The 15,847-nt window shown below is 36.1% G+C and carries 16 protein-coding genes, 1 pseudogene and 2 riboswitches; of the genes and pseudogenes, 11 read left to right on the forward strand and 6 right to left on the reverse strand.

Annotation, left to right across the window (positions count from 1 at the left end):
* Window positions 1-9: 9 nt before the first annotated feature.
* A complete protein-coding gene (locus BMX40_RS04130; RefSeq protein ID WP_170840658.1) occupies window positions 10-2,565 on the reverse strand; it encodes a vitamin B12-dependent ribonucleotide reductase in 2,556 nt (851 codons plus the stop codon).
* Window positions 2,566-2,988: 423 nt separating this feature from the next.
* Here BMX40_RS04130 and BMX40_RS04135 point away from each other — a divergent pair, with 423 nt between their 5' ends.
* Window positions 2,989-3,360, forward strand: coding sequence for a rhodanese-like domain-containing protein (locus BMX40_RS04135; RefSeq protein WP_090867128.1), 372 nt, complete (start codon window positions 2,989-2,991; stop codon window positions 3,358-3,360).
* 168 nt (window positions 3,361-3,528) lie between these two features.
* Here BMX40_RS04135 and gcvPB read toward each other — a convergent pair whose 3' ends face one another.
* The 3 genes from gcvPB to gcvT are packed head-to-tail and all read right to left on the reverse strand — an operon-like array spanning window position 3,529 to window position 7,459.
* Window positions 3,529-4,986, reverse strand: coding sequence for an aminomethyl-transferring glycine dehydrogenase subunit GcvPB (gcvPB, locus tag BMX40_RS04140; protein WP_090867130.1), 1,458 nt, complete (start codon window positions 4,984-4,986; stop codon window positions 3,529-3,531).
* Window positions 4,979-6,328: an aminomethyl-transferring glycine dehydrogenase subunit GcvPA gene (gene gcvPA, locus BMX40_RS04145; RefSeq protein WP_090867132.1), complete on the reverse strand. Its 1,350-nt coding sequence runs from the start codon at window positions 6,326-6,328 to the stop codon at window positions 4,979-4,981. The genes gcvPB and gcvPA overlap by 8 nt, the downstream gene beginning before the upstream one ends.
* Window positions 6,329-6,346: 18 nt before the next feature.
* Window positions 6,347-7,459 (reverse strand): glycine cleavage system aminomethyltransferase GcvT, encoded by a 1,113-nt coding sequence (gene gcvT, locus BMX40_RS04150; protein ID WP_090867134.1) that lies wholly within the window; start codon window positions 7,457-7,459, stop codon window positions 6,347-6,349.
* Window positions 7,460-7,578: 119 nt separating this feature from the next.
* A riboswitch (glycine riboswitch) is annotated at window positions 7,579-7,687 on the reverse strand.
* Window positions 7,688-7,690: 3 nt separating this feature from the next.
* Window positions 7,691-7,792: riboswitch (glycine riboswitch) on the reverse strand.
* Window positions 7,793-7,951: 159 nt separating this feature from the next.
* Here gcvT and BMX40_RS04155 point away from each other — a divergent pair.
* Both BMX40_RS04155 and BMX40_RS04160 read left to right on the forward strand, forming a co-directional pair.
* Window positions 7,952-9,610, forward strand: a complete 1,659-nt coding sequence (locus BMX40_RS04155; protein ID WP_090867136.1) for a DEAD/DEAH box helicase — start codon at window positions 7,952-7,954, stop codon at window positions 9,608-9,610.
* Window positions 9,597-10,391 carry a YqhG family protein gene (locus tag BMX40_RS04160; protein ID WP_090867138.1) on the forward strand — a complete coding sequence of 265 codons (795 nt, stop codon included), beginning with the start codon at window positions 9,597-9,599 and terminating at the stop codon, window positions 10,389-10,391. The genes BMX40_RS04155 and BMX40_RS04160 overlap by 14 nt, the downstream gene beginning before the upstream one ends.
* A gap of 683 nt (window positions 10,392-11,074) precedes the next feature.
* Here the strand turns inward: BMX40_RS04160 and BMX40_RS04165 are convergent.
* Complete coding sequence (locus BMX40_RS04165) at window positions 11,075-11,254, reverse strand: YqzE family protein (protein ID WP_090867140.1); 180 nt, start codon at window positions 11,252-11,254, stop codon at window positions 11,075-11,077.
* 44 nt (window positions 11,255-11,298) lie between these two features.
* Window positions 11,299-11,769 (reverse strand): shikimate kinase, encoded by a 471-nt coding sequence (locus BMX40_RS04170; protein WP_170840654.1) that lies wholly within the window; start codon window positions 11,767-11,769, stop codon window positions 11,299-11,301.
* 128 nt (window positions 11,770-11,897) lie between these two features.
* Here BMX40_RS04170 and comGA point away from each other — a divergent pair, with 128 nt between their 5' ends.
* The 8 genes and pseudogenes from comGA to BMX40_RS04205 all read left to right on the forward strand — a co-directional run bounded on the left by comGA (window position 11,898) and on the right by BMX40_RS04205 (window position 15,765).
* Window positions 11,898-12,911 carry a competence type IV pilus ATPase ComGA gene (gene comGA / locus BMX40_RS04175; RefSeq protein WP_090867144.1) on the forward strand — a complete coding sequence of 338 codons (1,014 nt, stop codon included), beginning with the start codon at window positions 11,898-11,900 and terminating at the stop codon, window positions 12,909-12,911.
* Window positions 12,871-13,926 carry a competence type IV pilus assembly protein ComGB gene (comGB, locus tag BMX40_RS04180; RefSeq protein WP_090867146.1) on the forward strand — a complete coding sequence of 352 codons (1,056 nt, stop codon included), beginning with the start codon at window positions 12,871-12,873 and terminating at the stop codon, window positions 13,924-13,926. Before comGA ends, comGB begins: the two co-directional genes overlap by 41 nt.
* Before the next feature lie 12 nt (window positions 13,927-13,938).
* Window positions 13,939-14,244: a competence type IV pilus major pilin ComGC gene (gene comGC / locus BMX40_RS04185; RefSeq protein WP_090867149.1), complete on the forward strand. Its 306-nt coding sequence runs from the start codon at window positions 13,939-13,941 to the stop codon at window positions 14,242-14,244.
* Window positions 14,245-14,253: 9 nt separating this feature from the next.
* A complete protein-coding gene (gene comGD / locus BMX40_RS04190) occupies window positions 14,254-14,688 on the forward strand; it encodes a competence type IV pilus minor pilin ComGD (RefSeq protein ID WP_090867151.1) in 435 nt (144 codons plus the stop codon).
* Window positions 14,675-14,719: pseudogene (locus tag BMX40_RS20890) on the forward strand (prepilin-type N-terminal cleavage/methylation domain-containing protein); the annotation flags it as partial. The gene comGD and the pseudogene BMX40_RS20890, both read left to right, overlap by 14 nt.
* An 18-nt stretch (window positions 14,720-14,737) precedes the next feature.
* Window positions 14,738-15,016 (forward strand): hypothetical protein, encoded by a 279-nt coding sequence (locus BMX40_RS04195; protein ID WP_244513336.1) that lies wholly within the window; start codon window positions 14,738-14,740, stop codon window positions 15,014-15,016.
* A gap of 31 nt (window positions 15,017-15,047) precedes the next feature.
* Window positions 15,048-15,413: a ComGF family competence protein gene (locus tag BMX40_RS04200; RefSeq protein WP_244513337.1), complete on the forward strand. Its 366-nt coding sequence runs from the start codon at window positions 15,048-15,050 to the stop codon at window positions 15,411-15,413.
* Entirely contained in the window at window positions 15,406-15,765 is a 360-nt protein-coding gene (locus BMX40_RS04205; protein WP_090867157.1) for a hypothetical protein, read from the forward strand. The genes BMX40_RS04200 and BMX40_RS04205 overlap by 8 nt, the downstream gene beginning before the upstream one ends.
* Window positions 15,766-15,847 lie beyond the last annotated feature (82 nt).

Below are 15,847 nucleotides of genomic sequence, written 5' to 3' on the forward strand. Positions count from 1 at the left end.
ACTTTAAGATTATAATCCACATTTAAGTTGTGCACCACAGCTTGTACATGTGTTACATCCACCAATGTCTTTTACACTTCCTTCTCGACATACAGGACAGGTATCTCCGACTTCAGATCCAATTGTTACGTTTGTTTTATCTAGCTCCTGTATCGTTTCCATTAAGACTACTTTCGGTTTATCATTCTCATCACCAAATAATTCTGTTTGTTCACCTATTGTATTTTCCTCTGCTTTAAGGGTTAATACTTGTGAATCACGACTGCCATCTACGTAAACCGTTCCACCTTTGGCTCCACCATTATATAGCCTTTGGTATACTTGTTCTACTTGATTTACAGTATATCCTTTTGGTGCGTTTACCGTTTTAGAGATCGAACTATCCACCCATTTTTGAATGACACATTGCGTATCCGCATGTGCTTCAGGTGCCAGATCCATTGCTGTAACGAACCATTTCGGTAAGTTTTCCGGATCTGCTTCTGGATATCGATCTAAGTACTCTTGGACAATATCAGCTTTTACTTCTATAAATTTACCAAGTCGACCACTCCTGAAATAAGAGAAAGAGAAGTATGGTTCTAGACCGGTTGATACTCCAACCATAGTACCGGTACTTCCGGTAGGCGCAACCGTTAGAAGATGAGAATTGCGAATACCATATTTTACGATATTCTCTCTTATATCCTCTGGCATCTTCTTCATATATCCAGTGTTGATAAATGCTTCGCGCAATTCCTTCGTTTCTTCCACTGTATTTCCAACAAGAAATGGAAAACTACCTTTTTCTTTTGCTAGCTCGATCGATTCTCGATATGCAGTTGTTGCAATCGTTTCGAAAATAGCATCAACTAGATTATTTCCTTCATCAGACCCGTATTCCGTTTCACAGTAAATCAAAAGATCGTGAAGTCCCATTACACCTAGTCCGATTCTACGCTCACCTAGAGCTTGCTTTTTATTTTCTTCAAGAAAATAAGGTGTAGCATCAATTACATTATCTTGTAATCTCACACCAATTCGGACCGTTTCTTTTAACTTGTCAAAGTTAACCCTTTTTGTATCCTTATCTGCCATTTCTGCTAAGTTGACAGCAGCTAAATTACAAACAGAATACGGTGCCAGAGGTTGCTCTCCACAAGGATTTGTAGCAACAACTTGATCACCATAGGCTTTTGCATTTGTCATATCGTTCGCATTATCGATAAAGAAGATCCCAGGCTCTGCTGAATAAGTTGCACAAATATTGATGAGATTCCAAAGCTCTTTCGCTTTAATTTTTCGGTATACACGGACAGCGTATCCCATTTCTTCCCATTTACGGACATCTCCAATATTGTGCCACTCTTCATTGTATGCTTTCATTTCCTCAGTCGAATAGCTTTCTACATCTGGAAAGCGTAATTCATACATTTCATCCTTCTCAACAGCTTCCATAAATTCTTTGGTAATACAGACAGAAATATTGGCACCTGTTAAAAATTCAGGATTTTGAACCGAATACGTACCACCTGTTCGCAACTTATCTTCCGCCTCTTTTATAGCAGAATTTGTGAATCCACCTTGTCCAGGTATGTTTTTGTAATTAAGAATACCTTGATATAAATCTGTTTCGGTTTCAGTCAATGGAGTAAATTTCAATTTTTCCTGAGCAATACGTTTGATTTGATCATCAGCAGTATTTTCAATAAGGTATCGTAATATTCTCGGATTTTGCATTTTAGAAATAATGAATTCAATGATATCCGGATGAGAATCAACGAGCATGATCATTTGTGCGCCTCTTCGTGATCCACCCTGTTCTACTAAATGCGTTAATTTTGCAATATCATCTAACCAAGATACCGAGCCAGAGGATTTCCCATTAACACCTTTTGCTAATGTATTTCGTGGACGTAATGTAGAACCATTCGTTCCAACCCCACCACCTCTTGACATAATTTCCATCACTTGTTTACGGTGGTCTGATATACCTTCACGAGAGTCCTTTATATAAGGCATTACATAACAATTAAAATAAGTAACATCTGTATTTGCACCTGCACCATACAGTACCCTACCAGCTGGAATAAAATTCAAACTAGCTAGTTCATGGTTGAATTTTTCAGCCCACTCTTTTCTCTGCTCAACTGTTTTCTCCACACTAGCAAGCCCAGTAGCATTTCTTTTTGCAATTTGTTCGTAATACACTTCAAGTGGTTTATCAATGACATCCAAACCACGCCTTACTTCGCCACTATTAGCTTCTTCACCATCTAATACCGACAAGAACTCACGATCAACTTGAATAATTGCTTCTTGTTTCTCCCAATCAATTGATTGAATAAATCCGTAACCACGGGCAGGGAATTTAGGATCCGCCTTAACGGTAAGAACAACAAAATCGCCCTTTTTCAATGTTTTCTTTTCTGTATCTTTAAAAGCATAACGGTCTAACATGACAAGACGTGATACACCCTTATGTGTTAAGTTCATCTCTTTTGTAATCGGATGAACTTGTGGAAATAGCTTGATGTCTTCATTCAGCATTTCGACATTAATCGCATTCATTTGCCCAATAGTCATCGACACCGAATCACTCCTTCGTTCTTTAGATAAATAATAGTTTTATAGATATACCATATCACCTATATGAAAATTGCACAATATATTGTATTCAATTATAAACAAATGACTATATATTGTATTTAGAACAAGTTAAACAGGATTTGTCAAGAATAGAAATCGTTTAAATAATGTAGAAAATGAAAGGAAAAATAAGCTAGAAATCCAAAAGGTTAGGAAAAATGAATCTTTTGGAATTTGCTATTTTTAAATTAAAAACGAGGTATTTCTATTAATTTCTTCGCTAAGCATCCGACAAAAAAATCGAATACTTTAAAAGTATAGTCTTACTTTTTACAAGGAGCAAATAAAAAACTTTGAAAAAATAATGGAATCAACATATAATAGAATATGTATTAATGTGAAAAACGGGGGACATAATCCATGGAATTTTTAGTTATTGCACTAGTAATCCTTATAGCTATTAGTGTTTTTCGCTTTTTTAGACAGCGTATGTATTTAAAGACATTAACCGAAGAACAATTTCGAGAAGGATATCGAAAAGCACAATTGATTGATGTTAGAGAGCCACAAGAATTTGAAAGAGGTCATATATTAGGTGCAAGAAACATTCCCGTCACGCAATTACGTCAACGATTAATAGAATTGCGTAAAGACAAACCAATATACTTGTATTGTCAAGGTGGATCTCGTTCAGCAAGAGCTGCACAGTTATTGCATAAAAAAGGATATGAAGACATCAGCCAACTTAAAGGTGGCTTCAAGAAATGGTCAGGTAAAATTAAGACCAAATAAATACACAAAGGTGTAAACGCCCTAGTTACAGACATACGGACTAGGATTGCAATTACTCACCCCACCGAAAACCCTTTGCACCTGGCATGGCCAAGTGCAAAGGGTTTATACTTTCTTATCTCTCAATATAAGGAAAAGCCTAAGGTGTTTTCACCTTAGGCTTTTCCTTTAATCTTCATATCTTAAGATCGGTTTTCTTGCAGCTGTTGTTTCATCCATGCGTTTTACAATTGTATTATGTGGAGCCTCTTGAACTAGCTCTGGATCGTTTTTTGCTTCCTCCGAGATGGAAAGCATTATATCGATAAAACCATCAAGTGTTTCTTTTGACTCTGTTTCTGTTGGCTCAACCATCAACGCCTCTTCAACGTTTAATGGAAAATAGATTGTTGGTGGATGATAACCATAATCCAATAGACGTTTTGCAATATCTAACGTCCGAACACCTAACTTCTTCTGTCTTCTACCTGATAAGACAAATTCATGCTTACAATGTTGGGGATATGGTAAGTCATATTCCTTTTCTAATTGACGCATCATATAGTTGGCATTTAAAACAGCATATTCACTAACTTTCTTTAATCCCTCGGCTCCCATCGTTCGTATATACGTGTAAGCACGTAGGTTAATTCCAAAGTTACCATAATATGGTTTCACGCGACCAATCGATTGCGGACGATCATATTCAAAGACAAGCTTATCATCCTTTTTCATCAATATTGGCTTTGGCAGAAATGCCTCTAATTCCTCGGAAACTCCAACAGGTCCCGAGCCTGGGCCTCCACCACCATGCGGACCAGTGAATGTTTTATGCAAATTTAGGTGAACCACATCAAATCCCATATCACCCGGTCGGGCATAACCCATAATTGCATTTAGATTTGCTCCATCATAATAGAGTTTTCCACCAGCCTCATGGACGATCTCGGCCATCTCCACAATTTCTGTTTCGAATAATCCTAATGTGTTTGGATTTGTTAACATTAAGGCTGCTGTATCCTCTCCAACGACTTGTTTTAGATCTTCAAGGTCAACTAATCCCTTTTCATTTGATTTCACGGTAACCGCTTCAAAGCCAGCTACAGTTGCTGATGCAGGGTTTGTTCCATGTGCAGAATCAGGAACAATTACTTTCGTACGGTTAAAATCACCATTGGCTTCATGATATGCACGTATCATCATTAGTCCAGTCCACTCACCTTGTGCACCAGCAGCTGGTTGCAATGACACTTCATGCATTCCTGTAATTTCACTTAAGGATGTTTGTAGATCATACAACATCTCCATAGCTCCTTGCACGGTACTAGAATCCTGATACGGATGAATGTGACTAAAACCGTCTAAACGAGCGACATCCTCATTAATTTTTGGATTATATTTCATTGTACAAGAGCCAAGTGGGTAAAAACCTGAATCTACCCCAAAATTCCGATTTGAAAGCCCGGTATAGTGTCGCATAACCTCTAATTCACTCACTTCAGGTAAATTAGGAGCTGTTTTCCTTACGTAAGAGGCTTCAAATTCATCATCCAAATTAACCTCTGGGACATCTAATTCAGGTAAGCTATAACTCGTTCTTCCCTCTTTGCTACGTTCAAATATAAGTGGAAAATCTTTATTAGCCATGAATATCCCCCAATTCTTTAACAAAAGCATCAATTTCTTCTTTTGTTCGGATTTCTGTAACAGCAACCAACATATGATGATTCAATTCAGGATAAGCGTCAGATAAGTCGTATCCACCGATAATACCTTTTTCTAATAATCTAGCATTTACCTCTTTTACTGACTTTGTAAGTTTAATAGCAAATTCATTAAAGAACGGAGCATCGGACAAGACTTCAAATCCTGCATCAAGAAACTTTTGCTTTGCATAACGAGCCTTTTGCATATTTAATGTTGCCATTTTTTTCAATCCATGTTTACCAATAGAACTCATTGCTACAGAGCTAGCAAGTGCATTTAACGCTTGGTTGGAACAAATATTTGAGGTTGCCTTGTCTCTACGGATATGCTGTTCTCGAGCTTGTAAAGTCAATACAAAACCACGAACACCATCTTCATCAGTTGTTTGACCGACTAATCGTCCAGGTACTTTACGCATTAATTTTTTGGTAGTGGCAAAGTAACCACAGTGTGGGCCACCAAATTGGGCTGGAATACCGAAAACTTGAGTATCTCCAACTACTATATCTGCGTCGAATTCACCAGGCGGTGTTAGATAACCTAACGCCAATGGGTTACTTGATACGATAAACATCGTCTTCTTTTGTGCGCTGATAAGATCTCTTACTCTATCTAGCTTTTCAACTTGGCCAAAGAAGTTAGGATATTGAATAACAACACTAGCCGTATTTTCATCTAGTTGACTTTCAAGGTGTTCTAAATCAGTGACCCCGTTTTTATGATCAATTTCTACGATATCTAGATTCGGCCCCTTGGCATAAGATTTAATAACAGCTCGTGATTCTGGATGTACTGTTTTTGACACAAGTATCTTCTTTCTCTTCGTTTGAGCAGCACTTAAATTGACCGCTTCTGCAAGTGACGTACCTCCGTCGTACATGGAAGAGTTTGCTATTGGCATCCCCGTTAATTCTGAAATCATCGTTTGGAATTCAAAAATCGCCTGCAACTCACCCTGGGAAATTTCAGGCTGATAAGGGGTATACGCCGTATAAAACTCCGATCTAGAGATAACGTGATCAACTACCGAAGGAATAAAATGATCATACACTCCTGCACCTAAAAATGAACTATTATTCTTCAAATTAGCATTTTTGTTGGCCATATCTGTTAATTCTTTTTTTAACTGTGCTTCATTTGCAGGCCTCTTCAGATTTAACTCCCGATTAAAACGTACCTTTGATGGAATATCAGAAAAGAGCTCATCGGTTGATTCAACACCAATAGTGGTTAACATATCTTTCTTATCCTGATCTGTCATCGGTAAATAGCGAAATTCCATAGTAATTTCCCTCCCCAATTATCTTTGTTTTAGAAATGCTTTGGATACAACTATAGCTTTTAATTTGCGTTTACGAACCTGAATCGTAAGTTCTGTGCCAACCGCTGAATACTTCTCATCTATCAGTGCTAGGCCAATATTTTTTTGTAATGTTGGAGATTGCGTTCCAGAAGTAACAGTTCCTACCTTATCTTCCCCATATAACACGTCATAGCCATGTCGAGGAATTCCTTTATCTATCATTTCAATCCCAACAATTTTCCTTGATGGACCATTCTCCACTTGTTTTTTTAAAACATCAATCCCAATGAAATCCACACCTTTATCAACCTTAACCGCAAATTTAAGCCCTGCCTCAATTGGTGTAATATCCTCGGAAAGTTCTTGACCATATAGAGGCAAAGTAGCTTCAAACCGCAATGTATCTCGTGCGCCAAGACCAATCGGCTCTAGACCTTTCTCTTTTCCAGCCTTTAAAATGACATTCCATAGTTTACTGCCGCTTGCAGGATCAATATATATTTCAAAACCATCTTCACCTGTGTAACCAGTGCGAGAAACAATGGCCCCAGAATCTAACGTATGAAAACGGACGTTTTGTTCAAATCGGAAAAACTTAATTTCACTTAAATTCACTTCCGTTAAGGATTGAAGAACCTCTTCAGCAAGTGGTCCTTGAAGTGCTAATTGAACATAATCTGAAGAAACATTTTTAATTTTTACATTTTCATCGGAATAATCATCATTATCGACTAACCATTGATAATCTTTTTCTGTATTTGCTGCATTAACGACTAATAAATACTCATTTTCAGCTAACATGTAAATTAAGAAATCATCCACAGTACCGCCATTCTCATAGCACATGAGCGTATATTGTGCTTTGTTTGGGACTAATTTCGATACATCATTTGTTACCATTTTTTGCAGAAATTCTAAGCTTTTTGGCCCAGTTACAAGAATTTCTCCCATATGCGATACATCAAATAAGCCTGCTTTTGTTCGCGTTACCTCATGCTCATGTTTAATACTCGAAAATTGCACTGGTAAATCCCAGCCACCAAAATCAATCGTCTTCGCACCATATTTCTCATATTCTGGGTACAAAGGTGTTCGTTTCAACTCACTCACGCGATCACTCCTTTTGGAAGTTTACTATCTTTAAGATCAGGTACGGGTATTTGCCAGTAATTTGGAAAATAACCGTTTAAGGCACAAAAAAATAGAGATTTTACTGTTATTCAGAAAATCTCTGTCCTTCTACCAGAAAGTTGCGCATCCAATTGAAAACGTTGCCATTACAATGATAGATGCTTGCTTCGTGGGTGGTTTACATCGAAACGTAAACACTCTCCAGAGTTGCGTCCTACAAGAGTCTTTTTGCCTGAGAGATTCACATGAGTTTGCTCCTTCGGCGTTATTTATAAAGATTCCCTTATAAATAATCTCTCCCCTTGTAATCATTCGCTTTTTATGAAAATGAGACATTTTGGTTATACTAACTTATGTATAGCTGTAAAAACTCTATTTTTACGCGTTCATTATATCATATAAATGTGACGTTGTGTCTTTTCTATTTAATATTTTCTATATTTTAATCAATTCGCAAAAAGGAAGTGTAGGATGAACAATATTACGATTAACCATGACTCAGAATTTATTTCTGGCCTACAGGATACCCTTAATAAGGAAGGACCCTTTTCATCTTGGGAGCTTTTTGAAATGGCTTATCAGGCAGAACAAACGACGATGACAAAGGAATTTTATGGATTACGTGCACTAGAATTCTTACCACATATGGAATTTTTACCACATCAAATTGATACAGCAAAACAAGCGATTGAACATATGAATGGTCGTGCAATCTTAGCTGATGAAGTCGGCCTCGGTAAAACAATTGAAGCAGGACTTATTTTAAAAGAGTATATGCTGCGCGGTCTTGTAAAAAAAGCTCTAATCCTTGTACCCGCATCGCTAGTTAACCAGTGGGTGAAAGAATTAAATGAAAAATTTTATATCCCTGCAGTGGCACATCGAAAAAATTATAATTGGGAACAATATGAGGTTGTAGTAACTTCAATGGATACGGCCAAGCGAAATAATCATCGAGAAGTAATTGAAAATATCGATTACGACTTTTTATTAATTGATGAGGCACATAAATTAAAAAATCACAAAACAAAAAACTATGAATTTGTCCGCTCCTTGAAAAAGAAATATTGTTTACTATTAACTGCAACTCCGGTACAAAACAAACTGATTGAAATCTTTAATCTCGTATCGATATTAAAGCCTGGCCATCTTGGAAACTATGATTCCTTTGTTAAGCAATATGGAAAAGATCGGAAGAAAATTAATCAAGATATTTACCTTAAACAATTAGTACAAAAAGTTATGGTAAGAAATACAAGAAAAGATACTTCGCTAAATAACGCCAAACGACATATTGAAACAATCTGGGTGAATTTTACTGAACCAGAAAAAGAAGTATACAACCAACTAGATACATCTGTACAGCCTTTTTCAACCTTTTCTAAAATTACGTTTCTTCGTGAACTTTGTTCATCACGGGAAGCGTGTTATTTATCTTTACAGAAGTTATTGAATAAAGAAAATCAAGAATTACTAGAGCCTATCATTGAAGAAATTGGTCAGTTACCACATCATGCCAAAGCCGAGAAAGTCGTAGAATTATTAAAAGATATTGGAGATCAAAAAGTAATTATATTTACCGAATACCGAGCAACACAACTCTATCTTCAATGGTATTTGCAACAGCATGGTATTACATCTGTACCCTTCCGAGGTGGATTTAAGCGTGGCAAAAAAGATTGGATGCGTCAATTGTTTAAAGACCGGGCCCAGGTACTCATTGCAACCGAAGCTGGAGGAGAAGGGATAAATCTACAATTTTGTAACTATATGATTAATTATGATCTACCTTGGAATCCTATGCGGTTGGAACAACGAATTGGCCGAATCCATCGTTATGGCCAAGAAAAGGATGTCCATATTTACAACTTCGCTATTCAAGATACCGTGGAAGAGCATATCATGAAGCTTCTATATGAAAAGATTAATTTATTTGAGCAAGTGATCGGACACTTAGATGATATTTTAAGCGAATTGCAAATAAATGACTTAGAATCTGAGATACAATCCATTTATAATGAATCTTCTTCTTCAGGAGAAGCAAAGATTAAATTAGACAATTTATCATCTATAATTCATAACACGCAAAACAACCTACAAGAGGAGCAACAACAATATGGCAATATCTAATTTAAATACATTTTTAAAAGATTATTTTCGTGCACACCATTGTGAAATACTTCAAAATGATAATGGCATCATGCAAATCCAATTAAACGAGGAAATGGATAGAGCATTAATGAATCGGCCATTTTATTGGCATTACATTAAAAAGATGGGGCATCCAGGGGACCCAATGAAGTTAACATTAATTACTAATCCAGAACAACGGGAACAAAATGGAGAATGGATCCACTTTGGTAGTCCTCGTTTGCACCAAATTATTAATCACCTTAAAAATAATGAGAGGTTCACTAAGCTGTTCCAGACCATTGAGACAACTACAAATACCGCCTTACATCCATGGTTAGTAGTCAATATCAAGATAAGTTATATTGGGAAACAGAAAAAAGATGAACTATTCTCACTCGGGCTGAATTTAGTCAATGGTGCAATGAAAACCGAAATGATGGAAAAGTTAAGACAAATAGATTTACAAAACGCGATTTCAGATTATTGCTATACGATTTCTCCGTTGATAAAAATAAATAGTGGCTTTAATCGTATTAAGGCAGTATTAGATGACTACCTTTCCAACCAAGAACACAAGTGGGCGCAGGACTCCTTAAAGGCATTAGAAAATGAGGTGGAATTATTAAAGCATTTTTACCAAGGAAATGATGAGCAAGATGAGGAAAGGGTTCAAAAAGAAATCGATGAAATCACACAAAGATATAGCCCGAAGATTGATCTATCTGTTATTAATGGTGGTTTATTTTATCTAAATCCAAGCTTCACAACCACTTCATAGGTTCAGTTTGTATGATCTGTACGTAATTTTTCCAAAACAGTTCATTTTGTGATTTTTTCCATCAAAATGAAGCCGGGATTATCGATTGAATCTAGTTGGTATAATTGACCACTAGTGTAGTAGTGGTTTTTTCCAACATAATAAAGTACTGAAATACCGCTTCGGTAGAATACTTCGCTTTCCGCGGGCCCGGCCTCAGCCAGGGAACTACTTGAATAGGCTTCTTTGTTCCCTTACGGCGAGGAATTGGCATCTAAGAGTGACTAGTAGACGTAGGCGCATCTTTTCGGGGTCTTCGGACACGTGCTCTTCCGGCTGGAGTCTTCGCATTCTGCCTACGCTGTTATTGGATCAGGTTAAAGTGAAGGTTACGTTAGAACTAGCGGAGGAAAGCAATCGGTGAGACCCTACAGTGAGGGTACTACTTGAATTATCTTCATTGCTCCCTTGCGTCGAGGAAAATTGCTTCGAGCATTACTAGCAGACGCACATGTTTTCACGAGGAGGCTCACAAGCCGCCCGCGGAAATGCGAAATGTATTTCCGTAGCGGGATGTATGCATCCAATAATCATTTCAATTTATTGCTAAGTTTACAATAGCTGCGTTTAACTACCTAATAGTAAAATCCGAACCAAAATTGAAAGGTTCGGATTTTACTATGATTAAAACACTTTTATCAGCCTCATTGGTCTTTTTTAAAAGAAATTCTAATCGCTTGTGGTAAAACGCCAAACCAGCGGTTAACTCCAGTTTGTTGTTTTTTAGTTTTGTGTTCCTTACGCTTTTTCCTTCTTTCATCAGCGGGTAAGTCCATATATGACACTACTCTTTCCGTCATCTGTCTTATATAATCATTGGACATTTACATCATCCCTTTAGAATTTCTTACATATATATTTCACAATATTATATGTAATTATTCAATAGCCGATCAATTTCCTCAGCAATTTCTTTTGTTCCTTTATTATCAGTATCCACAACATAGTCTGCAAAAGATTCGTATAAATCGCACCTATGTTCAAAAAGTTGTCTCCGTTCCGAGACACTCTTTTTCCATAGTGGACGCAAGCTATCATTATGTAAGCGATTAGTAATTTCAGAAAACGTAGTCCGTAAGTAAATAACAGTACCTTTTGCTTTCATCCATTCAATATTCTCACGCCTCTCAACAATCCCTCCCCCAGTCGAAACCACCCCGTGCTCAATTTTTTTTAGTACATCCGATTCATAATTCCGAAACGTATTCTCTCCCATTTCACTAAAAATTGTTGAAATCGAACGTAGTGTCTGCTCCTCAATAAAAGAATCCATATCAACATGTGGCAATTGTAATACGTTGCCCAACTTTTTCCCAACTGTGGATTTTCCACTACCCATAAAACCAATCAAATAGACAATACCCAATTTTTATCACGCCTTAAAGTTTTTTTCAAAAAAAAGAAGGAATTTAGTCATTCGCGTCGAAATATGTAACTGTTGCAATTTTTGAAGGAGGTGAGAACGATTTGAATTCTACCGCAACCATTTCTAGAAAGCTACTTGCTGAGGCAATCAATAGACAGGCATCTGACATACACTTCTATCCCTTTCCCACCAAAACAAATATATATTTCCGAATTCTAGGTAAACGGATCTTATATGACACGATAAAGACTTCCCAATATGAGTTATTATTAACGTATTATAAGTTTACATCAGGAATGGATATAGGGGAAATAAGAAAACCACAAGATGGCTCCATTACGCACAAGTTAGGGCCCAATAATTATGCACTTCGATTATCAACATTACCAGTTAATCAAATGGAAAGTTTAGCCGTAAGAATATTACCTCAGGAAGAGAACCTACCAATTGACAAACTTTTTCTTTTTCCTTCACAGCTTAACGTGCTTAAAAAATGGATGAATAATCCAGCAGGACTCATCCTACTGACCGGCCCCACGGGTAGTGGAAAAACAACCACACTATATGCCCTACTTCAATCCCTTTTGGAAGAAAAGTCCTTTCAAACAATTACATTAGAGGATCCCATCGAAAAAAAACTTCATGATATTTTACAAGTCCAAGTAAATGAAAAAGCAGGCATAACGTATCAATCAGGATTAAAAGCCGCATTAAGACATGACCCTGACATCATTATGGTTGGAGAGATTCGTGATCACTATACAGCAAAATTCGCCATAGATGCTTCGTTAACCGGACATCTTGTTTTGAGTACATTACACGCAAAAAACACAACAGGTACCATCCATCGATTACTGGAAATGGGTTTAACGAAAACAGAACTTTCTCAATCATTAGTTGGGGTTGCCTCTATTCAACTGTTACCAATTGATTTAATACCAGATATGGTAAGACGCGCAGCCATTGTCGAGTTTTTATACGGTCAAAATTTAAGCACTGCTATTGACGGACAACCAATAGACATGCGTACAAATCACCATTCATTTAGTCATTTACGAAAGAAGGCATTTGCATATGGGTATATTACAGAAACTGCTTACAAGGAGTTTTTATAGAAATACTATCCCAAGTGAATTACAACTCCGTTTTCTTCACCGTTTAACTCGATCATTGAATAATGGATATCCCTTACTCGAGGCTTTAGAAACGATTAAATGGGATCATACACTTCACGACATTGCAGACCAAATGATGCACGAATTAAAGGAAGGTGTAAATCTTGATCAAACCTTTAGTAATGCAGGGTTCCACCCTACTATTTCTGCCTACTTGTATTTTTCACGAACCAATGGGAATTTACAATTAAATTTAACGAAATGTAAAGAGATGTTTGCAAAACGAATTGGATATCTGAAAAAATTCCAGCAGACCATCCGCTATCCACTAATCTTAATCGTCATTTTCATTACGCTTTTGTTTTTTATTCGAAGCTATATTCTGCCACAGTTTTTCTATCTTTTTCAATCTAACCCCGAAGCCTTAAAAAGTATAGAAGTTACAATGATAATAATCAATTATCTAAGCAGCTTATTTATCCTAACTATCCTCTTAACCTTTGTGATGCTATTATTTTGGAGATATGGAAGAAAAATGGTCTCGATAGAAACACAAATAAAGTTATATAATGCCATTCCGATTTACAATCGATTACTAAGAATGCAAACTTCATACCTTTTCGCCACACACTTAAGTTCGCTGTTAAAAACGGGATTACCATTAAAAGAGATTTTCTATCTTCTTTCTCAACAACACAAATTACCGATTTTATCTTATTATGCATCTCAGTTGGTCAAAGAGTTAACGAAAGGAATCCACATAGTCAAAGCCTTGGAAAAGTTTACCCTTTTTGAACATAATCTTACAAACATTTTCCAAAGAAACACAGATATGGATGCTTTAGAAAAAGACTTATACCATTATGCTGACTTATTAACCGATGACCTTCATCAAAAAGTGGTTAAGCTATTCACTTATGTCCAGCCAATTATTTTAATTGTAATCGGTTCATTAATTGTATATATCTATATGTCATTAATGTGGCCAATGTTTCAGTTATTAAATACTGTATAGGGAGTGTTAAATATGTTAACAAACAACAAAGGTTTCACACTAATCGAAATGCTGATTGTACTAATGATCATTTCTGTCTTAATTATCCTGATTATTCCTAATCTAGCAGAAAAGAGTCAGCAAGTATCAGATAAAGGCTGTAATGCCTTAGTATCCGTTGTACAAACACAAGTTGATGCTTACCACTTAGAAAATGGTGAATACCCTGCTAACCTAAACACATTAAAGACAGACAAATACATTACCGCAGATCAAATGACTTGCCAAAACGGTAAAAATATTCATTATGAAGATGGCGTTGTTTCCGTTCCAAAATAGGTGAATAAAATGAAAAACATGAAGGGATTTACACTATTAGAAGTACTTTTCACACTTGCCATCTTATCCATCCTAATCACGTTAAGTGCACCATTAACAATTTCCTCCTTAGCCAAACATCAGGAAAAACAATTTTTTCAAACCTTACAATTCGACGTCATGCTCGTACAGAATTTGTCAATTAACAACAATAATTATATTCGAATCAAACTGAATGATAAAAGCTACGAATTAATTAATGGTGCAAGAAGTAAACCTATAGCAATAAGGAACCTTCCCAAAAAATGGTACATAACAAAACAAAACCTTGACACAATTTCCTTTAATCGAGATGGTTCCATTCGGCGAGCAGGCACTATAAAAATCACAACTGAGCAATCATCCTATAATGTTGTTTTCCCCTTAGGAAAAGGAAGAGGTTATATTAATATTGATAAAGAATGAAGGATTTAGTCTAATAGAAGTTTTAGTTGCTACTAGCATAGTGTTCATCATGATAAGTTCAGTGATTCCGATCATTCGAATAATTAATGATGAACAATCTAAATTAAATGATACAAGGCTGATTGTCTTAGAACTTCATGATGAACTACAACCATTATTATGGGAACAAAAAACGAAATTACCCTATCGCACAACAAAAACAATAAATCATAAAATATTTCACTTGGAATTTATTCAAGAAGAGTCTTTTATAAAAGGGTGTGGAGAATGGCAAAATGCGAACCTCGAAAATGAAAAAATCTGTTTATATGGTTACCCTAAAAAATGAAATAGGTTTTTCCTTCCTCTCTATGCTTTTGATGTTAACGATTATTTCCATGACTATTCCTCTTTTATCTATTCTCATAAAAACAATTGACTATGAGTCCAACTACGAGGAAATCTCCGTTCAACAATTTTTTCATATGTTGCAAAATGACATCATAAAAACGTCACACATTGATATCAACCAAGATTCTCTTGCAATTTATTTACCAAATGGGGATATTGCTAACATAGAACAATATAAAAATGTTCTCCGACGTCAAGTAAATAATCAAGGCCATGAGATATACCACAGAGGAGTTGAAGCGATCTCCTTCCACACACTGCCATATGGAGTCAGGGTTATCCTTAAAACCACAACCGGAGAACACTACGAGAAGGAATTGATTTTTTATGAGTAATCAAAAGGGGTATTTCTTACCTTCTGTTATGTTTATTTGTATGATTGTTTTCATTGTTTTAACAGCACATATTCAAATTTACTCTAATAGTTTGCATATGACCGATAAAATCGTAGAAAACATTAAACTCGAAAGTCTTTTCCAAATGAGTTATACAAAATTCCAAGAAGATGTAAAGTCCTTTACTTATACAGAACAAGAACAAACGATCCATTATGAATTTCCAGATGGTACAGTGGAAATAAAATATTTCTTTCAGGAAATGGATTCAATTCACCTTATGATGAATATCACAAGTAAAAATCAAGCACACTATTCTATAACTAAACAGATAAAAATTAGTCATGATTAGTTGTGTACATTTTTCAACAAATCCACTACATACACCAAATTAAGTAATATATCTAATATAATTAGAGTAATAAATTCTAGTG

Source organism: Oceanobacillus limi (genome assembly GCF_900111445.1).
Taxonomy (GTDB): Bacteria; Bacillota; Bacilli; order Bacillales; family Amphibacillaceae; genus Ornithinibacillus; species Ornithinibacillus limi.